This is a genomic window from Nocardia sp. NPDC050793, assembly GCF_040654065.1.
Lineage (GTDB): Bacteria > Actinomycetota > Actinomycetes > Mycobacteriales > Mycobacteriaceae > Nocardia.
This window is the reverse complement of record NZ_JBFAHG010000004.1, coordinates 344,767-366,522: the sequence shown is the minus strand read 5'-3', so window position 1 is coordinate 366,522 and position 21,756 is coordinate 344,767. Positions and strand designations below refer to the sequence as shown.

Sequence of the window (21,756 nt, the reverse complement as noted above, 5' to 3'; positions counted from 1 at the left end):
GCAGCGCCGTCGAGCATTGTGGCGGCTGTTGACAGTACCGATGTCGTTCTGCGTCGCGTGGCTGTTCTGGCAGCTGTACACGGACCCGGATACTCACGTCGTCCCATTCCCCTGGAACTATCGCACGGCACCGCTTGCGGCACTTCTCGTCTCGGCTGCGGTGTGGTTCGGCTTCCAGAGAGCGCGGTGGGAGGCAGCATCGTTTGCGGTTGGGATAGTGGCACTGAGTGTGTTGCGCGTCTATCTCACCAATGACTTCTGATATACCGTGGCGCCGCTGATTTGTTTCGCGTATCACGAGGGGTGCAGGAATTTCAGCCAGCAAGCAGAATCGAGGATCGGCCGATGCAAGCAAATCGCGAAGGGAATTGGCGGGATCCTTGACATGGCGGCGGGCCTTGACGATAGGGACGCCACCGCCTCGAAATCACCGATCGCCGGTCATCCGAATCGGAAAGACTGCCGCCCAGGTTGTCTTCGGCGCGACCATCGGCGTATTCCTGTACTCGTTCACACTCCTCGTCGTCCTCGAGACGGAGATCAGCTTACTTCACACAGACCTGCCTTTCGGCATCGACGTATAGTTGGTGCCTATGCTGCCGCCGCTGGCACTCGGCGCGCTCCTGCGGTATTCGGTTCCGCGGCTCGGAGTCGCATCGAGTTCATTGATGGTTGGCTGCGTCGTCGTCGGCCCTGGCTTTTCGCTGTTGCTCCTGACATTGGATATACCCGCCACATGAAGGCCGACACTGCGGGTGTAGATCCGGTTCGTTGCGACGACGAAGCATGAAGCGAGCCAACGCCGGCAGGGTAACCGGCAAGCGCGTCGACACCTACATTCGCGACGCGCGGGAAGCATCGAGGGTCGACCCGAAAACATGAACTACAACAACGTTGACGGGACAACTCTTGTCATCATCAAAGAGTAACGCCGAACGAACGCGGAGGCGCAGTGGCCGAATCCTGTGGCGGACCTTGACGTTTCTGGCCGCGTTCTGCGCCGCCTATCCGTTCCTGCACATCTACACCGAAATCCAACTCGAGCATCGGTTCATACCCTTCCCCTGGGAGTATCGGACAGCGCCAGTGCTTGCGATGCTTATCTCGGCGACGGTGTGGTTCGTCGTTCCACAAGCGCGGCGGGAGGCGGTCGCGTTCACATTGGGGATGTGGGCACTGAGCGTGATGATCGTCTGGGCGACAGGGTCTTTCTGAACGCGCGCCCCTACAACCGCCAGGCTTGGTCCAACCGGCTCGCCACGTCGATGTCGAGGACCGCCGCGATGTGCGGTTTGCGGATTTCGGTGGCGATGTAGCGGGCGACGAAGCGGCGGATCTCGTGGTCGACCCCGACCAGGACGCGCAGGAACTGGGCGCGTTTGGTGCCCGCGGCCACGTTGACGCGCACGTCGCGCCGCCGGGGTTCGGCGATGTCGATGAGTACGCGGAGCGGTTCGGCGGTGCGGGCGGTGAGGTGCAGGTGGACCGTGCCGTCCACCTCGAAGCGGTGCCGGTCGATGCCGAGGTCGACGAGTATGCCGACACGCAGCGGGAGGACCAGCTCGAAGGTGATGACCTCATCGAGGCGGCGGTGCACACGCGGAATGCCAAGGCGCACATGGGCGACGACCTTGGCCAGCCCGGCGGGCCCGACACGCAGGGGACCGACGTCGAAGGCCGCGCCGGTCAGTTCACCGAACGCGGCGGCGACGCGCTCCTCGGACACCGCGTACTCGAGGAAGCGGCGGCCGAACTCCTCGTAACTCAGCTGCCGACCCGGTCCGTCACCGGTCGGCGCCGGGGCGGGCGTCGGCGGGGTCTGCGTCAGAACATGCACAGACCGGACGGTACTGGGATGTGGCCGTTTCAGAACCCGAAACGGCGATGTCGAGCCGCGTAATCGCGCAAGGCGCGGAGAAAATCCACCCGGCGAAACTCCGGCCAGTAGACCTCGGTGAACCATATTTCCGAGTATGCGCTCTGCCACAGCAGGAAGCCCGAAAGCCGCTGCTCACCCGACGTGCGGATGACCAGGTCCGGATCCGGCTGACCCGAGGTGTAGAGATGCTGACCGATGGCGTTGACGGTGATCGACTGCACCAGATCCTCGCCGGTCTCCCCCGCCGCCATCTCCTGGCGCACCAGCGAACGCACCGCGTCGGTGATTTCCTGACGCCCGCCGTATCCGACCGCCACGTTGACGTGCACACCCTTGCGTCCCTCGGTGCGCTCGGCCGCGGTGCGCAAACGCTTGGCGATCAGCTCGGGAAACCCGTCGAGCGAACCGACGATGCGCACGCTCCAATCCCGTTCCGGCGCCGAAAGCTCCTCGACCACATCGGTGATCACCTCGAACAGCGTTTCCAGCTCGTCGGGGTCGCGCTGCAGATTCTCGGTCGAGAGCAGGTAGACGGTGACCATCTCGATGCCCTGTTCCGAACACCAGCCGACCAGCTCCGCGATCTTCAGCGCGCCGACGCGGTGGCCGTGACTCACATCGGTGAAACCGTTCTCCCTGGCCCACCGGCGATTGCCGTCGCACATGACCGCGACGTGTCGTGGGTGTTGTTTATCGGCCAGCTGCTTGGACAGCCGCGCCTCGTAGATGCGGTAGGGCAGACCACGCACCCGACTCCGAAGCTCCACGGCGTCCAACAGTACGCCTCGATGGCACGATCACGGCATCGGCCGCGATTCCCCGGTACAGTGACAGCCGGAGTCAACCTACGCTTGCGTAGGTTACTCGCCAGTTAACCAGGAGGTCTCACACGTGTCCGAATCTGTCGGCGCCGCCGACGCGGAGCTGGCCGGAACCTCGCCGGCCGAGGCGCTCGCCGCGCTGGTGAAGCCGCGGATGCGCGGCTGGATCCACACCTGGGCGGTCGGCATCGCCGCGATCGCGGTGATCACCTTGGTCGCCGAGGCCGCCACCGTGTCCGCGACGGCGGGCTGGTCAACCCTGGTGTACGGCCTCACGGTATGCGGGTTGTTCGGCATCAGCGCCGTCTACCACCGCATCACGTGGCAGACCCCGCGCACCCGGATCAGGATGAAGCGCGCGGACCATTCGATGATCTTCCTGTTCATCGCGGGCAGCTACACACCGTTCGCGCTGCTCGGCCTGCCGGGAAGCACCGGGCAGACGCTGCTCGCGGTGGTCTGGGCGGGTGCGCTCGCCGGCGTCGCGCTGAAGCTCCTGTGGCCGACCGCGCCACGCTGGGTCGGCGTGCCCCTCTATCTGTTGCTCGGGTGGGCGATCGTGCCGGTGGCCGGACAGCTCAACGACCAGATCGGCATCGCGCCGCTGATCCTGCTGCTGATCGGCGGCCTGATCTACAGCGGCGGCGCGATCCTCTACGCCACCAAGTGGCCCAATCCGTGGCCGACGGTCTTCGGGCACCACGAGTTCTTCCACGCGGCGACGGTGCTCGCGGCGCTGAGCCACTACGTCGCGATCTGGTTGGTCGTGCTGCGCTGAGTTCTGCGGGGCGCGCTGCGCCGAGTTCTACAGAGCGCGCTGCGCCGAGTTCTACAGAGCGCGCTGCGTCGAGTCATGCAGAGCGCGCTGCGCCGAGTTTCGCATTGCCGCCCCTCCGGCACTATTCGGCCGGATAAGCTGCTCTTTCGTGTCACTTCTCGCCACCTGTACCCGGTCGACGTCCTCGGTAGGTGGTCGCGCGTCGTGATCGCCAAGCTCGTCGTCTGGGCGCTGAAGGCGCGCTGGGGTCTGTCTGCGGTGATCATCACCGCGAATCTCAGCGGTCTCGCCGTGATCGTCATCGGGCTGTGGTTGAGCGGGTTCTTCGGCAGGCTCGGCGAAGACTGGATGCGCACCATGGCCCTGGTCGCGATCTATCCGGCGATCGGCCTCCTGGCCGGTGTCGGGTTGGCCATGCGCGACCGAGGCAGGTACTTCGGCTGGCTCGACCAGACGCGCAGGCCGACGCCCGAGGAGGCGCGCAGACTGCTGCGGCTGCCGATCGCGATCACCGTCCGGGCGCTCGCGCTCTGGATACCGGGGGTGGTCGTGGTGACCGCCACCTTCACCCACCTGACCGAGATCGACACCCCTGGTGTGACGGCGTCGCTGTTCACCCTCGGCGCGTTGCAGTCGGCGGCGGTGACCTTCCTGATCGTGGACCGGCTGATCCGGCCGACCATTCCGGTGGTGTCCGCGGTGCTGAGCGACACCGTGCACTGGAGTTCCTCGGTGCTCGTCCGGGTCATCGTGACGTGGGCTGTCGCGGGCGCCATGCCGCTCGCCATGCTGATCGTCGTGCTCGCCGACCCGGCCACGCCCGCGTCGGACCGCATCCCCACCGCCATCTATCTGTCCGCGGTGGGCATCGGCGTCGGCGCGCTGGCCACCGCCATCCTGGCTCGCGCGGTGGCCAGCCCCATGCGAACGCTGCGGCTGGCGCTGGATCTGATCAGCAGGGGCGAGACACACGTCCGGGTGCCCGTCGGCAGCAGCGGCGAGGTCGGGCGGCTCGAACACTCGGTCAACGAGCTGGCCGCGAATCTGCGCGAACGCGAACGGATGCGCGCCGTGTTCGGCAGGCACGTCGGCGCGCAGGTGGCCGAGCGGGCGCTCACCGGAGGCATGGACCTGACCGGTGACGTGCGCGTCGTCTCCGCGCTCTTCGTTGACGTGACCGGATCGGTCGCGCTGTCCACCGGCCTGTCGCCGCAGGAGTTCGTCGCCAAGCTGAACCGGCTGCTCTCGATCGTCGTCGCCGCGACCGAGGAGAACGACGGCCTAGTCAACAAATTCGAGGGCGACGCCGCGCTGTGCATCTTCGGCGCGCCGATCGCGCTGCGGGACAACGCGACTCCGGCGCTGCGCGCGGCCCGCCGGATCCGCGACGAGGTGACCGCGAGCGGTGAGCTGGACGTCGGCATCGGCGTCGCGCACGGCCAGGTGTTCGCGGGAGACGTCGGCACCGACACCCGCCTGGAGTTCACCGTCATCGGCGACGCGGTCAATGAGGCCGCCCGCCTGACCACCGAGGCCAAGGAGGCGCCCCGCCGAATCCTGGTGAGCGGCGCGGTGATCGAGGCCGCGGCCCCGCACGAACGCGAGCAGTGGACCCGGTACGACAGCATCCTGCTGCGCGGCATGCAGGAACCGACGGCCTGCTGGACCGACATCGAGCAACCCGCGCCCCAGGGCGAGGATTCCCCGACAACCGCACTCGGCGGCACCGACAACCTCGCGCCCACCGACGCTACCTCGGAACCCGTATTCGGCGGCGCTGACAGCCGTGCGACCGAAGACTCCGCCCCGGAACGGGTCGCCGACACCGCCCCCAAACCCTCCGCCGATAACACCGACGACCCGGCACCGATCAGCGCCATGACCGAGATACGCAGCGCCGCAACGGAAGCCGAGTAGACCGCCGCCCGGCTGCGCGCGGTCGATCCCGGTGCCGGTATCTGTCAGGCGCTGCGAGGTTTGCCGAACTCTTCGATCAGCACCGGATACTGCTCCCCACCGTGGCCGGCGGCGATCGCGCGGTCGGCCATCGCCTTGATCAACATCGGCAGTTCCGCGTTGACACCCACCGCCTCACTCTCCTCGATCAGGTGCGCCATCGCCCGCGCGTCGGTCTCCAGTGCCGAGACCTCGGCGGGGAAGGAGCCGCTGTCGATCTGCTCGGCATAGCCGGGCAGCCACTCGGCCACACCGACGGCGATCTGCCGTGCGAACGGCGCGTACGTCGCCGCGTCGACACCGGCCGTCCTGAGCAGGGCGGTGCCCTGGAGCCAGGCGTTCAGGACGCTCCACATCATGGCCAGCCCGGCCACGTCGTACAGGGAAGCCAGCCCGTGGTCCGCGCCGAGATAGGTGATCGTGCCGAGCGCGTCGAGTGCCGGCTTGTGCGCGTCGAAGTCCGGCTGGGGACCGCTGTGCAGAATCACCGCCTCGGCGGTCCCGATCGCGGGCGGGATGGCCATGATGGCACCGTCGAGGTAGTGCGCGCCGCGCTGCCCGGCCCAGTGGGCGGCCTCCCTGGCCTGGGCCGAGCTGCCCGAAGTCAGGTTGATCAATGTCGTTCCGCCCAGGTCGATTTCGCTTCCGCCGAGCAGTTCGTACACGGCTTGGTAGTCGGTGACGCAGAGGATCGTCAGGGAGCTCGCCGCGAGCGCGTCGGCGACCGTCGGGGCCAGCCGGGCTCCTTCGGCCACCAGCCGATCGGCCTTGGAGGTCGTGCGATTCCACACGGTCGTGGGGTGCCCGGCTTTGAGGAACGCGCCCGCGAGCGCCTGGCCCATCAGCCCGAGTCCGATGACTGTCACGGGTGTATCGGTATTGTTCATGGCAACATCGTCAACGTTGATACCGGTGTGAAGGTCAAGCGAGGATTCGATGCGGATCGGGGAATTGAGTCGTCGGGCGGGCGTCAACGCTCACCAGTTGCGCTACTACGAGGCCCAGGGTCTGCTGGAGGCGGACCGCGGCGCGAACGGTTACCGCGAGTTCGACGAGAGCGCCGTGCTGCGGGTGAAGCAGATCCGGCACCTGCTCGGTGCCGGTCTGTCCTCCGAGGACATCGCGTACCTACTGCCGTGCGCGGTCGGCGAGGCGCCCGAGCTGCCCGGATGTCCCGAGTTGCTGACCGCGATGCGGTCGCGGCTGCAACGACTGAACGATCAGATGGACCGGCTCACTCGATCCCGCGACGCTCTTGCCGACTACATCGATGCGGCCGAGCGCATGGGCGGCGACAGCTATCCGCCCTTCGACGATGCCGCCCCGGAGTCCGTCCCCGCCTGAGCAGCCTGCGCCGACCGGCAGACGTCTTACCGAGCAGCGGTGAGCGGCGCAGAGATTCGGAGCCGCTGCACGAATTCAGCTGCGGGCCAGCGACTCCCGCAGATCCTCCGCCGTCGTGACCGGCAGGTCGCAGACCGACCCGCGGCAGACATAGGCCGCCGCCGTACCCGACACCAACGGCCGATCGACCAGCAGCGGCGCGGAATCCGGCGCTCCGGCCAGAACGACCGAGCCGCCCGGCGCGAGCTCACGCGCCACGGCCAGCAATTCCGTTGCGGTGTCGGCATTCTCGGCCGCCGCTGCGACCGCGATCTGGATCGGACCACGCAGCGCGGCCTCAGCCACGGTGAGCCACTGGCCCGCCGAGCGCGGCGCGCGGGCGAGCACGACCGCACCGCGCTGGAGCGTCGCCTCCGCGAGTTCGCGGTAGCGCGCCGCCCGCTCGACATCACTGACCGCGGCGGCGGTGAGCAGCGCCTCGGCGAGGGCCGACGCACCGGCCGGGGTTGCGCCGTCGATCGGGTCGCGCGGACGGGCGACGAGGGTTTCGGCGTCGTCGGCGGTGTCGAACCAGCTGCCGGGCGCCTCGGCATCGGCGAAGCGTGCGACGGCGGTGTCCAGCAGCCGCTGCGCCTGGTCGAGCCGCTCCGGGTCACCGGTGGCCTGATACAGCGCGAGCAGGGCGGTGACCAGCCAGGCGTAGTCCTCGAGCACGCCCGCCGAGGCGCCGACGGAACCGCCCAGCGAGGCCCGCCGCACCCGTCCGTCGACCACGTGCTCGGCGAGCAGATACCGCGCGCAGCGATCCGCGGCCGCCACCCAATCCGGCCGTCCCACTGCCGAACCCGCCTCGGCGAGCGCGGTGATCGCCAGGCCGTTCCACGCCGTGACCACCTTGTCGTCGCGGGCCGGCTGCGGGCGGCGGTCGCGTTCGGCGCGCAACGTCTCCCTGATCCGGTCGAACCGCTCCTGTTCGGCCGCGTCCCGTGGATCGCGGTAGCGGGTGAGCACCGAGGTGCCCTGCTCGAAGTTCCCCGCCGTCGTCACGCCGAAAACGTCCGCGGCCCAGGCACCGTCGATAGGACCGAGCGCGCCGACCAGTTCCGCGGGCGTCCACACGTAGGTCGCGCCCTCGACGCCAGGACCGCCCGGTTCGAGGTGGGTGTCGGCGTCGAGCGCGGAGGCGAACCCGCCGTGCTCGGTCCCGAGATCGTCGAGGATGAAATGCGCGGTCTCGCAAGTGACCCGCAGCGCGAGTGAGTCCTGCGCATGCGGCGTCCGGCGCGCCAGATGCGCGTAGGCGCGCAGCAATTGCGCGTTGTCGTACAGCATCTTCTCGAAATGCGGTATGAGCCAACGATTGTCGACCGAGTAGCGGGCGAAGCCGCCGCGCAGCTGGTCGTAGATGCCGCCGCGCGCCATCGCGTCGGCCGCGCGCTGCACGACGTCGCGCACGGTCTGGTCGCCGGTGCGCTCCCAGCTGCGCAGCAGTCCCTCCAGCAGCGCGGACGGGGGAAACTTCGGCGCCCTCCCGAACCCGCCGTGCTCGGCGTCCTCGTCGCGCAGCACCGCCGCCACCGCGTGGTCGAGCAGTTCGGGGGAGATGGTCAGGTCGGCATCGGGCAGACCGGCGGCCTGCGCGCGCAGGGCCTCGGCCACCTGCGCCGACGCCTTGTCGACGTCCTCCCGCCGGTTGCGCCAGGTGTCGCCGACGGCGGTGAGCACCTCGGCGAACGAGGGCATCCCGCCGCGCCGATGCTTCGGGTAGTAGGTGCCGCAGTAGAACGGCTCGCCGTCGGGGGTGAGGAAGCTGGTCATCGGCCAGCCGCCCTGGCCCGTCATGGCGACGGTGGCGTTCATGTAGACCGCGTCGAGGTCGGGGCGCTCCTCACGATCCACCTTCACGCAGACGAAGTGGTCGTTCATCAGCGCGGCGGTCGCCTCGTCCTCGAACGACTCGTGCGCCATCACATGGCACCAGTGACAGGAGGCGTAGCCGATCGAGAGCAGGATCGGCACGTCGCGCCGCCGCGCTTCCGCGAGCGCGTCGGCATCCCACTCCCACCAGTGCACCGGGTTGTCCGCGTGTTGGCGCAGATACGGTGAGGTCGCTTTCCCGAGCCGGTTCATATCTTCCACGGTCTCACAATCCGGCCCCCGCGCGCCGCTCCGTTTGCGGTGTCTGGCCTACGCGCAAGAGTTCGACTCATGCAGACCGCCATGGACTGGCGGCACACCGCCGCCGCTCGGATGTGCAAGGCGCTGCCGACGGCTACGTTCACCGCGTCGCTTGACTCTCCCGCAGCTGGAGACCGGAGGCTCGATCCGAGTCCGACAGGAGGAGACATCGTGAAACTCGATCTTGCCAAGAGCGACAAGCAGTACTACACCGCACCGGCCGACCCGGTCCTACGCGCGTTCGACGGCTACGACTACGCCATGATCACCGGCTCCGGCGCGCCCACCGGCCCGGCGTACACCGACGCCGTCAAGTTGCTCTATCAGGCCGCCTACCGCGCCAAGAAGATCGCGAAGGCGGACGGGCGGGATTTCGTGGTGCCGAAGCTCGAGGGTCTGTGGTGGGTCGAGTCCGACGAGCCGCCGCTCTCGGTGCCGCGCGAGCAGTGGCACTGGACCATGATGATCCGCATGCCGGAGGCGGTCACCGCGGCGATGCTCGGCGAGGGGGCCGTGCGTTTCGAGCGCCTGGTCGAGGGCGACTCGGTGCAGGCGCTGCACGCCGGGCCCTACGCGACGGAGCCGGAGACGCTGGCGCGGATGGAGGCGTTCATGGTGGCCGAGGCACTCACCCCGCACGGACGGCACCACGAGATCTATCTGACCGATCCGAACAAGAGTCCGGACAGCCGCACCAGGACAATCCTTCGTCAGCCGGTGCGGCGGTCGAGCTGATCGACCGCGCTGCCGTTCGTCAGCCTGCCAGCGGTCTATCGTCCGCGCGCCGAATTCACCACTTCCGGCCGGTGTAGGCGAGCAGCTTGCGATGCGGCGGGGCGTCGTCCGGAATCGGCACCTCGGCCTCGTAGATCCCCGGCGTACGGAAGACATCGATGCCGCCCATGGCCCGCATGGTCGCGAGCAGCTCGGCACACAGCGCATCGTCGGCCAGGTCGGGCCGATCGATCGCCAGGGCGATGTCGACGCCGTGCACCAGCACCTCGGTGAGGTGGATCATCGCCGCGGCCGGGCCTGGCATGGGGCCGAGGCCGATCTGCACCGTCGCCGTCGGCACGTCGGGCCTGCCCCACGCGGCACGATCCACCTCGGCCGCGGCCGCGTAGGCGCCCTGCGGGTCCCCGCCCAGCCAGTCGTCGCCGCGCGCGCCGCGCGGATCGTTCCCACTCAGCGCGGCCGCGAAGGTGTGCATCCCACCCACCGTGTGGTTCAGCACCGCCCGCACATCCCAGTCGCTGCACGGCGTCGGCGCGGCGAGCAGGTCGTCGTCGACTGCGGCGACGATCGCGCCGGTCATGTCGAGAGCGCGGTCGATCTGGCCGATCAGAGTGTCCATGGGCATCCTTCGGTCGAGCGGAGTTGGAGCATTGATAGCACGACCGGGTGACAGGTGTCGGCCGACGCACAAGGCGGTGCGCTCACCCCGAACCGCGGCGAAAACGATTGCGCCCCGACGACTGTCGCGAATCGGCGACCACTCCCGATCGCATCTACCTCGGTAAAAGCATTGTGCGACAACAGAACTGAACATCAACGAAGTGATAGCCGGAGCACCGGTTCGGAAACCTGTTCCCGCCGGCGCTGTGACGAACTCGGCACCCGATCGGGCGTCAGTCCACTCGACAACCCTCGCCCGAACACAGAAATCCCGGGCTCGACGGGCGAATTCGCGCTAGCCCATGATTGAAAGTGGTTCGAGTTGTGGGCGCCGTTGTGCGGCGCCGTGAGCTGGGGTGGATCGGAAGATGTTGCCCGCGTTGGCGTGTCGGTGACGAAAGCGCGCACGAGCGCCGGAGGAAGACCGGGGACAGTCGTTCTCGATCGGTCAACGTGTGTCTCGCCGCGGCGAGGTGGCGTTCTGTTGCCCGGTCCATGCGCCGAGAACGCTCCACCATCCGGATCGGTCGGCCGATGCCCCCACCCATGCTATGTAGCCATCTGGCCGGACGAGGACGGCTGGTCCTCGATCGGCTCGCCGGGCCTGCAGCAGTTCCGCGGTGTCGATCGAGGGGGCGGTGTGCTCGCGGATCAGCACGAAGCCCGGTGTGCGCTGCACCGTGGTGAGTCTGCCTTCGACCAGCGGGATCTCGGTGGCGCGGGTGCCAACCAGGCGACTGCCGCCGCGTCGGCGGGCGTACCGCAGGGAGGTGCCTGCGAAGCTGCCCGAGACCGCGTCGCGCACCGGAGGCAGGTGCGACAGCGCCGGGGCGATCAGGTTGCGCACGCCGCGGGCGACGCGCGGGTTGACGGTGACGGCACGGGAAATCAGTCCGGATTGCCGCAAGACACGTTTGCCGATGGGGTGTCGTTCGCTCTGGTAGGTGTCGAGAATCCGCTCGGGCGCGCCGCCGAGCACGGCGTCGATCTTCCAGGCCAGGTTGGCCGCGTCCTGGATGCCGGTATTCATGCCCTGGCCGCCCATCGGCGAGTGGATGTGCGCGGCGTCGCCGGCCAGGAAGACCCGGCCGTGTCGGTATCGCGTGACCTGCCGCTCGTCGCAGTGGAACCGCGAAAGCCTGCCGATGTCGCGGACGCCGAGGTCGGTGCGCATCGCCCGGGTGAGGATGTCGATCACCTCGATGTCATCGACAGGCACGGTGTCGGCGACTTGATGATTGCGGTCCCACGCTATCGCCCGGTACCAGGAGCCATCGGAATCGTGCCGGTCATACGGGGCGAGGAACGCGAACACTTCGCGGTTGCTGCCGAGGGTGAGTCCGCCGTCGGTCGGCCCGTTGGCCAACTTGACGTCGGCGAGGACGACCGAGGACAGGATCGTCTTCCCGGGGAAGTCCACCCCGAGGAGACCGCGGACCGTGCTGTGCGCGCCGTCGGCGGCGATGACGTAGGCGGCTCGCCAGACGCTGTGACGTCCAGGAGCGTCGTCGTCCTTCGGCCGTGCGGTCACCGTCACGCCGTCGCGGTCCTGGTCGAGCGCGATCACCTCGGTACCGCGCCGGATGTCGGCGCCCTGCGCGGTGGCGTAGCGGACGAGTGCTCGATCGACGTTGGTCTGCGGGCTGATCATCGCGAACTTGTAGCGCGACCGCAGGTGGGTCAGGTCGAGCCGGGCACCCGCGAAGAGTCTGACTTCGCCGGCCTGGTGTGCCTGCGCGAGCAGATCGTCGGCGAGCCCTCGGGCGTCGAGCACTTCGAGCGTGCGTGCCATGGTGGCGAACGCGCGGCTGGCGGGGTTCATGGTTGGCCATCGTTCGAGAACGACGACGGTCCGGCCGGCCCGAGCGAGGTCACCGGCAGCTGTCAGGCCGGTCGGCCCGGCCCCGGCGACGAGCACGTCGACGCTGTGCTGGGTGGCCATGGGCGATGCCTTCGGTGGTCAATGCGACGGGGTGGCGTCGGTAGGGTCGGGGTACCAGCGGCGGATGTCGTCCGGCGTCGGGGTGGCCGAGTAGTTGAACACGAACCGGCAGCCCGGCTGAGTGCTGTGGGCGGCGTTGACGATCGACTCGAACAGCAGCGTGTTGCCGGCGACGAGCCGAACGCCGGCGCCGATCAGGACCGCGTCGTAGTGCTTGGCGGTCAGCCATTGACGTGCCTTTTCTGCACCAGCTTCGCCGAAGTCGATGAGACAGTTGCCCGCGTCGTAGCCCGCCGCGCGGAGCGCGGCGACATTATCGTCGCCGGCTTTGCGCAACGTCGCTTTGGTCAGGCCCGCGAACTGGGCGAAGCCGGGCGAGTCGTAGTCGATGACGTCGGGGTCGAGCCCGATCTGGATCGCGGTGACGGTCATGATGAGACCTTCCTGATCGAGGGGGTGGGTCACAGCCCAACTCGTCGACGCGCGTCGAACCCGTCGACGGTTCAGGAATCCGTTCGGGCTGTTCTGGTCAGTGTCGTGCACTGCCCCGCTCTATCCACTGTCGTCCGTCGCAGAGGAACGCACCAGTGGTAGCGCAAATGCGGTGACCAGCGCCAGAGCCTCGTGCGTGGTCGCAGGCTCATGTTTCGCCCGATCGAGCTGTCACCGACACGCCTCGAGAGCGGGACGGGATGTGCCTCAGCGAAGACCTTGCGGCAGACCAGGGCGCAGAGGGCAACGCCGGTCTCCTCCCACCGGTAGAACCTTTCGTCCTCCGGTGCGCTCAACCGGCTTGCGGTCGCCCCTCGGCGCCGGCGTCGTCGGGCCCGTCGGGGCGGCGGACAGCGCCGTGATCGGTCCCCTCGTCGGCTTCCTGATCCGGTTCCGGATGCTCGGGCTCGAAGGTCGGCGGCAGGTTCTTCAGGTGCCGGTTCATCGAGCGCACCAGCAGGAAGGTGCCTGCGAGCAGCAGCAGAATGATGGCCAGGCCCAGCGGCGAAGCCTTGCCGAATTCGGGGCCGGTCGGCGTCCCAGGGGTTTGCGCGAGCAGTTCCAACATCACCGGTTCGCGTCCTCGATGCCCGCGAACAGGTCGGTCTCCGGGATGGCGGTGCTCACCCGGGTCTTGGCCAGCTCGAACTCCTCGGTCGGCCACAGCCGCTGCTGCATCTCCAGCGGGATCGCGAAGAAGGCGCCGTTCGGGTCGATCTGTGTGGCGTGCGCGCGCAACGCGTCGTCGCGCTGCGGGAAGTACTTACCGCATTCGATCTGCGTGGTCACCCTGGACATGACGTCGCCGCGCTCCACGGCGTAGGCGCGAATGCGATCCAGCCACTCCTGCAGCGGGAAGCGCTCACCCATCCGCTCGTACTCGGCGGCGAAAAGCTCCAGCCGCTTCATGCTGAAGCCGTGGTCGTAGTAGAGCTTGAGCGGGGTCCACGGCTCGCCTGCGTCGGGGAAGCGCTCCGGGTCGCCCGCTGCCTCGAACGCGGCCATCGATACCTGGTGGCAGCGGATGTGGTCCGGGTGCGGGTAGCCGCCGGTCTCGTCGTAGGTGGTCATCACGTGCGGCCGGAACTCACGCACCACGCGCACCAGCGCCTCGGTCGCCTCCTCCAGCGGCACCAGCGCGAAGCAGCCCTCCGGCAGCGGGGGCAGCGGGTCACCCTCGGGCAGGCCGGAGTCGACGAAACCGAGCCAGGTCTGTCGCACGCCGAGCGCCCGCGCCGCGGCCGCCATCTCCTCGCGCCGGATCTCATCGATGCGCTCCAGCACCCCGGGTGTGTCCATCGCCGGGTTGAGGATGCTGCCGCGTTCGCCGCCGGTCAACGTCACGACGAGGACCTCGTGGCCCTCGTCGGCGTATCGGGCGGTCGTCGCGGCACCCTTGCTGGATTCGTCGTCTGGGTGGGCGTGCACCGCCATGAGGCGAAGGCCACTCACGTCTCGTTCACCATCGCTCTCGGTCGCGGGTGTCTGGTCTTCGTTCCCTATAGTTCCATTCGACCGTCTTTTGTTCCGACGTACCCCCCGGGAGCGACCAGTGACGAGCGATCCCACGCCCGAGCGCAGCGGCGACTCGGCCGCCGAGCAGGCGCGGCGACACGCCGACCGCTACGGGACGAAACCGCGCACGCCGCGGCGCAGGCTGGCCGTTGCGCTCGGCGTCGTGGTGGTTGCGGCGGGCCTGGGCGTCGCGTTTCTCGGGTTCCAGAAGTTCGGTCCGGAGGACATCGACGCCGAGCAGCTCGGCTACACGATCGTCGACGACTCCACCCTGAGCATCCGGATGAAGGTCACCCGCGACGAGCCCGGCGAACCGGTGGTCTGCTTCGTTCGCGCGATGGACCGCGACGGCGCCGAGGTGGGCCGCCGAGAGGTGCTGATCGGCCCGTCGGCGAGCGGGACGATCGAACTCACCACTACGGTCCGCTCGTCCGCGAGAGCCGCCGCGGGCGACGTCTACGGATGCACCGACAAGGTCCCCGAATATCTCCGCGCCGGGTGATTCAGCGCTCCGCAATGGGTTTTTCCACGCCCCCGCGCCGGTGATTCAACGCCTCCGAATGGCGTGATCGCCCGTCCATATCGTCGTCTCGCGGGGCGAATCGGCGGCGTGACGCCGACAAAATGAACTCCGACCTGCATGTTTGTGATTCATGCTAAAATGGCGTGATACACGGTTCCGTACCCCGGAGCCGTGTTTGCTGCATTGGCGGCCAGCGCTGCGCGTTCCGGGTTTTCGGGTTTGCCCGGAGCCGGGCCTGTCGGGGTTCGTAGGACCACCCCCCAGGATGGCTCTAGCCGTCGGCTGGTGCATGCCTGCCCTCGGGTGGGTAATGCAGCAGTGCTCAGGGAATCCCGGCCCGCCGGGAACAACTACTAGGGAGTGATCGAGATGACTGAGACGAACGTGACCTGGCTGACCCAGGAGTCGCACGACAGGCTCAAGGGCGAACTCGACGCGCTCATCGCCAACCGTCCGGTCATCGCTGCGGAGATCAACGAACGTCGGGAAGAGGGCGACCTCAAGGAGAACGGCGGATACCACGCCGCGCGTGAGGAGCAGGGCCAGCAGGAGGCTCGCATCCGCCAGCTCCAGGAGTTGCTGAACACCGCCAAGGTCGGCGTCGCGCCGACCAAGTCCGGCGTCGCGCTGCCGGGCTCGGTCGTGAAGGTCTACTACGACGGCGACGAGTCCGATACCGAGACCTTCCTCATCGCCACCCGCGAAGAGGGCCTGCGCGGCAACTCCAACCTGGAGACGTACTCGCCGAACTCCCCGCTCGGCGGCGCGCTCATCGACGCGAAGGTCGGCGAGACCCGCGAATACACGCTGCCGAACGGCAACACCATGAAGGTGACGCTGGTCAGCGCCGAGCCGTACCACAGCTGATCCCGCCGCGCGCCCCTCGTCGGCGCGCGGGCGCCGATCCGGTCGCCGACCGGATCCGGACCGAGAAAACCCGACCGATACGCGAGCGGCCGCACTCGATCCCGAGTGCGGCCGCTTCGTCGTATCCATTCCTGTTTCTGTCCTTATTTCGCGAGCGCCTGCTCGACGTCGGCCAGCAGGTCGCTGATGTCCTCGATGCCGACCGAGAGCCGCACCAGATCGGCGGGCACCTCGAGCAGCGAGCCCTCGGTGGACGCGTGCGTCATGGCACCAGGATGCTCGATCAGCGATTCGACGCCGCCAAGCGACTCGGCGAGGGTGAAAAGTTCGGTCCGCGAGCAGAAGTCGTGCGCCGCTTCCTTGCCGCCGTGCAGGCGCACCGAGATCATGCCGCCGAACCGGCGCATCTGCTTGTCGGCGACCACGTGTCCGGGGTGCTCGGGCAGGCCGGGGTAGATGACCTGGGAGATGGCCGGATGCTTGGCGAGGAACTCGGCGATGGTCTCCGCGTTGTCGCAGTGCCGCTCCATGCGCACCGCGAGCGTCTTGGTGCCGCGCATGGTGAGGAACGAATCGAACGGGCCCGGCACCGCGCCCGCGCCGTTCTGCAGGAAGCCGAACGCCGCGTCCAGCTCCGCGTCGTCGGTGATCAGCGCGCCGCCCACCACGTCGGAGTGTCCGCCCAGGTACTTGGTGGTCGAGTGCACCACGATGTCGGCGCCGAGCAGCAGCGGCTGCTGCAGGTACGGGGTCGCGAAGGTGTTGTCCACCACCAGCTTCGCGCCCGCGGCGTGCGCGATGTCGGCGAGCGCGGGGATGTCGCCGATGCTGAGCAGCGGATTGGTCGGGGTCTCGATCCAGATGAGCTTGGTGTTCGGGCGGATCGCCGCGCGCATCTCGTCGGTGTTGAACACGTGCGCGGGCGAGTGCTCGATTCCCCACTGGCTGAACACCTTGTCGATCAGCCGGAAGGTGCCGCCGTAAGCGTCGTCCGGGATGACGATGTGATCGCCGGGACGCAGCGTGGCGCGCAGCGCACAGTCGGTGGCGGCCATGCCGGACGCGAAAGCCCTTCCGTACCGGCCTGATTCGAGCGCGGCCAGGTTCGCTTCGAGCGCGGTCCGCGTCGGGTTGCCGGTGCGCCCGTACTCGTAGCCGCCGCGCAGGCCGCCGACGCCGTCCTGAGCGAAGGTCGAGCTCGCGTAGATGGGCACGTTGACCGCGCCGGTCTGGGGGTCGGGATCGAATCCGGCATGCACGGCGCGTGTGGAGAATCCCAGCTCACTCATGGGGACAGCGTAAAGGGAGGCACTTTCGGAGCATCCGCCCGGGGCGCGCGGCGCCGCGACTTAGGCTGGGCGCATGGTGACTGTCGAAGAACTGTTCGCGATCGATTCCCTGCTCTCCGGGGAGGAGCGGGAGATACGGGATACCGTCGCGGCCTTCGCCGCGCAGCGGCTGCGCCCGCATATCGCGGACTGGTTCGAGGCGGGCACGTTCCCGGCCCGTGAGGTCGCGCCGGAGCTCGGCAAGCTCGGTCTGCTCGGCATGCACCTGGAGGGTTACGGCTGCGCGGGGATGTCCGCCACCGCGTACGGCCTGGCCTGCCAGGAGCTGGAGGCGGTCGATTCCGGCGTGCGCAGCATGGTGTCGGTGCAGGGGTCGCTGGCGATGACCGCGATCCACAAGTTCGGCTCCGAGGAGCAGAAGCAGCGGTGGCTGCCGGAGATGGCCGCGGGCGCCGCGCTGGGTTGTTTCGGATTGACCGAGCCCGACTTCGGCTCCAACCCGGGCGGCATGCGCACCAGGGCCAAGCGCGACGGCGACGACTGGGTGCTCAACGGGTCGAAGATGTGGATCACCAACGGCTCGGTGGCCGATGTCGCGGTGGTGTGGGCCTACGCCGAGGACGGCGACGCCAAGCCCGTGGTCCGCGGTTTCCTGGTGCCCGCGGGCACGCCGGGCTTCACCGCGCGGGAGATGCACCGCAAGCTCTCGCTGCGCGCATCGATCACGGCCGAACTCGATTTCGACGACGTCCGGTTGCCCGCCGACGCGGTGCTGCCGGCATCGCGCGGGCTGAGCTCGCCGCTGGCCTGTCTGAGCGAGGCGCGCTTCGGCATCATCTTCGGCGCGCTCGGCGCGGCCCGCGACTGCCTGAGCGCCACCATCGAATACGCCAGGACCCGCGAGGTGTTCGACAAGCCGCTGGCCGCCTACCAGCTCACCCAAGGCAAGCTTGCCGACATGGCGCTGGAGCTCGGCAAGGGACAGCTGCTCGCGGTGCACCTCGGCAGGCTGAAGGATCGCGGCGAGATCAGCGCGGAACAGATCAGCGCGGGCAAGCTGAACAGCACAAGGGAGGCCATCGCCATCGCGCGCGAGTGCCGCACCATTCTGGGCGCCAACGGCATCACCCTCGACTACCCGGTGCTGCGGCACGCCAACAATCTGGAATCGGTGCTCACCTACGAGGGGACCGCGGAGGTGCACCAGCTCGTGCTCGGCAAGGCGCTCACCGACGCGAACGCATTCCGCTGAGGTCGAGCGGGTAATTTGCTGAGAAATTCCGCGGAGCCATGCCAGCAATTGGGCGACAGCGCAGTTTTGTGGATTCTCGCCGATTGCTAGCATGAACGAGTGTTTTTGCTCGGCCCCGCGTTGCTCGAAGTGTCGGCACGCAGATTGTTGAACCGCCTGCACACGACGCACGGGGCCGGGGCCCGCACCGCCGCCGCGGAGTTTCCTTCGGTCTCGGCGGCGCTCGATCAGCACGCGGCCGCCGTACGCGACATTCTCGACATGGGCATCGAAGGGGCGAGCGCGGTTCCCGCGACGGTGCTGCTCGCCGGATACGTCAGAGGGCTGCTCGACCACGCGGGCCCCGCGGACCCGTTCGTCAGCGCCGCACCCGAGGACGCGCACGGCTGGCTGAACGCCGACTGGCTGCAACTGCGCCTCGCCGGAGTCTGCCTGCACGACGCGGATCGACAGGGCTGAAAGAACGTCCGCCCCAGGCATCACCCGAGGCGGACGTTTCCATCGCCGGTCCTACCGCATGTCGCGCGGCTCGGTGTTGTAGTCGGTGAACTCGTCGCCGCCTTGGGTGTAGTTGCCATGCGAGTAGTTCCCGCCCTGCGGGTAGCCGCCGCTTTGCGGGTTGTTCGCGCCTTGCCCTTGGGGGTAACCGCGCTGCCCGCCCTCGGCGTAATTGCCGTCCTCGGGATACCCGTCGGCGTAGCCACCGGCCTGACCGCCCAGTGCATGGGCGCCACCCTGCTGATAGCCACCGCCCTGGCCGTAGCCACCGCTCGGGGCCTGAGTCATACCGGCCCGCTGCTGCGAGTAGCCGCCCTGCGAACGTCCACCCGTCATGGCCGCTTCCTGGACCCACTGTTGAGCCGGCACGGGCCGACGCGCCCACTGCTGTTCGCGGGAAACGTCCTCGCGGCCGCGCTGATAGGCGTCCGCGTGGCCTTTGACCGCGGGCATCTCCGCCTCGAGATTGCGTAGCCAGGCATCCCAGCGCCGCTGCATCGGCCGGATCATGCCGCCGCCGACGCCGACCACCAGGATGCCGCCGACGGTGGCGAGTACCGCGATCAGGATGGGGACGGTCACCGAGGTGGCGACACCGATCTGGTTCAGCGCCGCGATGATGCCGACGCCCCAGACGAACATCGCCGCCAGCCTCCCGGCCACGGCGCCATAGGACAGGCCGCCGAGCATGCTGGCGATCATCTCGCGCACCGCGTGGGCGACCGCGCCGGCGACGACCACGATGACGATCGCGACCGCGGCCTGCGGCAGCCAGGAGACGATGCCATCGAGCACGTCGCTGACCTGATTCGGACCGAACACGCCGAAGCCGAGTTGCAGCGCGATCAGCAGGATCGCGTAATAGGCGAGTTTGGCGATCAGATTCGAGGCGTCGTACTTGCTGCGCGCGAGCATCCGCTCGACCCCGCCGCGCTCGACGAGCCGGCCGAAGCCGACTCGTTCGAGCACCTTGCCGACGATCGTCGCCACCACTTTGGCCACGACCCAGCCGATGAGCAGGATGACAAGGAAACCGGCGAGCTTGGGCACGAACGTCGCGATCGAACTCCACGCGTCCGAAAGTCCTTGCTGGAAATCGATAGCCAAACTGGAGGTGTTCACCGCGCCATTCCCTTCGCTATCCGATTACGCCATGGCGATTGCCGTGGCAATGTCCAGGCCCGGTTATACCTCCGAGTGGCACCGGAAATCCGTTATTTGCGAAGAATTTGCCCGGCGCGCCACGGCGGTCGAATTCGGCGTCGAAGGCCATTCGACGACCCTCGGGACCGAGCTCCCGCGGTCGCGCCGACGAGAGCTCCTCGGGCGAACCGGATCCCATTGCCAGCACGCCGCGCGACGATGGGCAGCAGCCATACCCATCGACATCGAATGTGATCTAGAGCACACTTTCACCCGTCGCCGAGCGGGTGCTGCGGCGGCGGCTGCCCACGGACGTCGCACACACCCCGTAGACGCCACACATAGGCACCGACGCTGTGAGGCGTTCGAACGCTGTGTGGCGTCAACCGGACGCGGCGGTGTCGCGGGTCAGTTGCCGATGCGGCCGGTGCTCAGGAAGCCGAGCAGGTCGTGGCGGGTGATGACGCCGACCGGCTTGCCGTCCTCGACGACCATCAGCGCGTCGGTGTCCGACAGCGCCTTGGTGGCCGCGGAGATGGGCTCGCCGGAGCCGATCAGCGGGAACGACGGGCTCATGTGCTCGGCCACCGAGTCGGTGAGTTGCGCGCGGCCTTCGAAGACCGCGGAGAGCAGGTCGCGCTCGGTGACGCTGCCGGCGACCTCGCCCGCCATCACCGGCGGCTCGGCGCCGACGACCGGCATCTGCGAGACGCCGTACTCGCGCAGGATCTCGATGGCGTCGCGCAGCGTCTCCGACGGGTGGGTGTGCACCAGATCGGGCAGCTCGCCGGACTTGCCGCGCAGCACATCGCCGACCAGCGGTTCCGGGCTGCCGTCGAGGCGGCTGCGCAGGAAACCGTAGGAGCTCATCCACTCGTCGTTGAAGATCTTGGAGAGGTAACCGCGCCCACCGTCCGGCAGCAGCACCACGACGACGGCGTCCGGGTCGCGGCGCGCCACCTCGATGGCGGCGACCACGGCCATACCGCAGGAACCGCCGACGAGCAGGCCCTCCTCGCGGGCCAGCCTGCGGGTCATGTCGAAGGAGTCGGCGTCGGAGACCGCGATGATCTCGTCCGGCACGGCCGGGTCGTAGGCCGAAGGCCAGAAGTCCTCGCCGACGCCCTCCACCAGGTACGGGCGGCCGGTGCCGCCGGAATACACCGACCCCTCGGGGTCGGCGCCGATGATCTTGACCTTGCCCCCCGAGACTTCCTTCAGGTAGCGGCCCGTGCCGGTGATGGTGCCGCCGGTGCCAACGCCCGCGACGAAGTGGGTGATCTTGCCTTCGGTGTCGCGCCAGATCTCCGGGCCGGTGGTCTCGTAGTGGCTCTGCGGGCCGCCGGGGTTGGAGTACTGGTCCGGCTTCCACGCGCCGTCGATCTCGCGGACCAAGCGATCGGAGACGCTGTAGTAGCTGTCCGGGTGGTCCGGCGGCACGGCGGTCGGGCAGACCACGACCTCGGCGCCGTAGGCGCGCAGCACGTTGCGCTTGTCCTCGGAGACCTTGTCCGGGCAGACGAACACGCACTTGTAGCCGCGCTGCTGCGCGACCAAGGCCAGCCCGACACCGGTGTTGCCCGAGGTCGGCTCGACGATGGTGCCGCCAGGCTTCAGTAGTCCGGCCTTCTCGGCGGCGTCGATCATCTTCACCGCGATCCGGTCCTTGGCGCTGCCGCCCGGATTGAGGTATTCGATCTTGGCCGCGACGAGTCCGTCGGTCGGCCCCACCACACTGTTCAACCGGACCAGGGGTGTGTTGCCGATGAGGTCCACGACATGATCCGCGATGCGCATAGCCCTATCGTTGCAGAAGCCGCCCCGTGACCTGCGCGACGGTCCCGGAGGGCGGTCGCGCGGCGCGACCGCGCGGAGACCCGGGAA

Annotated in this window: 21 protein-coding genes; 9 read left to right on the top strand and 12 right to left on the bottom strand. The window is 68.4% G+C overall.

The window, feature by feature from the left end:
* The first annotated feature begins 975 nt into the window (after positions 1–975).
* Complete coding sequence (locus AB0H50_RS16240; RefSeq protein ID WP_357452490.1) at positions 976–1,215, top strand: hypothetical protein; 240 nt, start codon at positions 976–978, stop codon at positions 1,213–1,215.
* Between the two features lie 10 nt (positions 1,216–1,225).
* Here the strand turns inward: AB0H50_RS16240 and AB0H50_RS16235 are convergent, their stop codons facing one another.
* Together AB0H50_RS16235 and AB0H50_RS16230 are read right to left on the bottom strand one after the other, a co-directional pair.
* The gene (locus tag AB0H50_RS16235; protein WP_357453416.1) at positions 1,226–1,828 is read right to left on the bottom strand and encodes a hypothetical protein; all 603 of its coding nucleotides are present in this window, start codon (positions 1,826–1,828) and stop codon (positions 1,226–1,228) included.
* A gap of 38 nt (positions 1,829–1,866) precedes the next feature.
* On the bottom strand, positions 1,867–2,655 hold the full coding sequence (locus AB0H50_RS16230) for an isoprenyl transferase (RefSeq protein WP_357452487.1): 789 nt from the start codon (positions 2,653–2,655) through the stop codon (positions 1,867–1,869).
* A gap of 148 nt (positions 2,656–2,803) precedes the next feature.
* Between AB0H50_RS16230 and AB0H50_RS16225 the strand changes: the two genes are divergently transcribed.
* Complete coding sequence (locus AB0H50_RS16225) at positions 2,804–3,478, top strand: hemolysin III family protein (protein ID WP_357453413.1); 675 nt, start codon at positions 2,804–2,806, stop codon at positions 3,476–3,478.
* A gap of 204 nt (positions 3,479–3,682) precedes the next feature.
* A complete protein-coding gene (locus tag AB0H50_RS16220; protein WP_357452484.1) occupies positions 3,683–5,395 on the top strand; it encodes an adenylate/guanylate cyclase domain-containing protein in 1,713 nt (570 codons plus the stop codon).
* Positions 5,396–5,439: 44 nt separating this feature from the next.
* On the opposite strand, the gene AB0H50_RS16215 is transcribed toward AB0H50_RS16220, so the two are convergent.
* Complete coding sequence (locus tag AB0H50_RS16215; protein WP_357452481.1) at positions 5,440–6,321, bottom strand: NAD(P)-binding domain-containing protein; 882 nt, start codon at positions 6,319–6,321, stop codon at positions 5,440–5,442.
* A gap of 49 nt (positions 6,322–6,370) precedes the next feature.
* Between AB0H50_RS16215 and AB0H50_RS16210 the strand changes: the two genes are divergently transcribed.
* Positions 6,371–6,778, top strand: a complete 408-nt coding sequence (locus AB0H50_RS16210) for a MerR family transcriptional regulator (protein ID WP_357452478.1) — start codon at positions 6,371–6,373, stop codon at positions 6,776–6,778.
* Positions 6,779–6,853: 75 nt separating this feature from the next.
* Here the strand turns inward: AB0H50_RS16210 and AB0H50_RS16205 are convergent, their stop codons facing one another.
* Positions 6,854–8,908, bottom strand: coding sequence for a thioredoxin domain-containing protein (locus tag AB0H50_RS16205; protein ID WP_357453410.1), 2,055 nt, complete (start codon positions 8,906–8,908; stop codon positions 6,854–6,856).
* A gap of 219 nt (positions 8,909–9,127) precedes the next feature.
* Here AB0H50_RS16205 and AB0H50_RS16200 point away from each other — a divergent pair, with 219 nt between their 5' ends.
* Positions 9,128–9,691, top strand: a complete 564-nt coding sequence (locus tag AB0H50_RS16200) for a GyrI-like domain-containing protein (RefSeq protein WP_357452476.1) — start codon at positions 9,128–9,130, stop codon at positions 9,689–9,691.
* 55 nt (positions 9,692–9,746) lie between these two features.
* On the opposite strand, the gene AB0H50_RS16195 is transcribed toward AB0H50_RS16200, so the two are convergent.
* The 5 genes from AB0H50_RS16195 to mca all read right to left on the bottom strand — a co-directional run bounded on the left by AB0H50_RS16195 (position 9,747) and on the right by mca (position 14,237).
* Entirely contained in the window at positions 9,747–10,310 is a 564-nt protein-coding gene (locus AB0H50_RS16195; RefSeq protein ID WP_357452473.1) for a TIGR03086 family metal-binding protein, read from the bottom strand.
* A 489-nt stretch (positions 10,311–10,799) separates the two neighbouring features.
* Positions 10,800–12,293: an FAD-dependent monooxygenase gene (locus AB0H50_RS16190; protein ID WP_357452471.1), complete on the bottom strand. Its 1,494-nt coding sequence runs from the start codon at positions 12,291–12,293 to the stop codon at positions 10,800–10,802.
* 18 nt (positions 12,294–12,311) lie between these two features.
* On the bottom strand, positions 12,312–12,725 hold the full coding sequence (locus AB0H50_RS16185) for a hypothetical protein (protein WP_357452469.1): 414 nt from the start codon (positions 12,723–12,725) through the stop codon (positions 12,312–12,314).
* A gap of 352 nt (positions 12,726–13,077) precedes the next feature.
* A complete protein-coding gene (locus AB0H50_RS16180) occupies positions 13,078–13,353 on the bottom strand; it encodes a hypothetical protein (protein ID WP_357453408.1) in 276 nt (91 codons plus the stop codon).
* Complete coding sequence (gene mca / locus AB0H50_RS16175; protein WP_357452466.1) at positions 13,353–14,237, bottom strand: mycothiol conjugate amidase Mca; 885 nt, start codon at positions 14,235–14,237, stop codon at positions 13,353–13,355. Before mca ends, AB0H50_RS16180 begins: the two co-directional genes overlap by 1 nt.
* Positions 14,238–14,337: 100 nt before the next feature.
* Here mca and AB0H50_RS16170 point away from each other — a divergent pair, with 100 nt between their 5' ends.
* Both AB0H50_RS16170 and greA read left to right on the top strand, forming a co-directional pair.
* Complete coding sequence (locus AB0H50_RS16170; protein ID WP_357452463.1) at positions 14,338–14,802, top strand: DUF4307 domain-containing protein; 465 nt, start codon at positions 14,338–14,340, stop codon at positions 14,800–14,802.
* Positions 14,803–15,192: 390 nt separating this feature from the next.
* Positions 15,193–15,690 (top strand): transcription elongation factor GreA, encoded by a 498-nt coding sequence (gene greA, locus AB0H50_RS16165; RefSeq protein ID WP_355001973.1) that lies wholly within the window; start codon positions 15,193–15,195, stop codon positions 15,688–15,690.
* Between the two features lie 143 nt (positions 15,691–15,833).
* On the opposite strand, the gene AB0H50_RS16160 is transcribed toward greA, so the two are convergent.
* On the bottom strand, positions 15,834–16,979 hold the full coding sequence (locus tag AB0H50_RS16160) for a cystathionine gamma-synthase (RefSeq protein ID WP_357452460.1): 1,146 nt from the start codon (positions 16,977–16,979) through the stop codon (positions 15,834–15,836).
* 73 nt (positions 16,980–17,052) lie between these two features.
* On the opposite strand from AB0H50_RS16160, the gene AB0H50_RS16155 reads away from it, so the two are divergent.
* Both AB0H50_RS16155 and AB0H50_RS16150 read left to right on the top strand, forming a co-directional pair.
* Complete coding sequence (locus AB0H50_RS16155) at positions 17,053–18,231, top strand: acyl-CoA dehydrogenase family protein (RefSeq protein ID WP_357452457.1); 1,179 nt, start codon at positions 17,053–17,055, stop codon at positions 18,229–18,231.
* A gap of 99 nt (positions 18,232–18,330) precedes the next feature.
* Positions 18,331–18,690, top strand: a complete 360-nt coding sequence (locus tag AB0H50_RS16150; protein ID WP_357452454.1) for a DUF6401 family natural product biosynthesis protein — start codon at positions 18,331–18,333, stop codon at positions 18,688–18,690.
* Positions 18,691–18,741: 51 nt separating this feature from the next.
* Here AB0H50_RS16150 and AB0H50_RS16145 read toward each other — a convergent pair whose 3' ends face one another.
* Both AB0H50_RS16145 and AB0H50_RS16140 read right to left on the bottom strand, forming a co-directional pair.
* A complete protein-coding gene (locus AB0H50_RS16145; RefSeq protein WP_357452451.1) occupies positions 18,742–19,851 on the bottom strand; it encodes a hypothetical protein in 1,110 nt (369 codons plus the stop codon).
* 429 nt (positions 19,852–20,280) lie between these two features.
* Positions 20,281–21,669, bottom strand: coding sequence for a cystathionine beta-synthase (locus tag AB0H50_RS16140; RefSeq protein ID WP_357452448.1), 1,389 nt, complete (start codon positions 21,667–21,669; stop codon positions 20,281–20,283).
* Between the last annotated feature and the right edge of the window lie 87 nt (positions 21,670–21,756).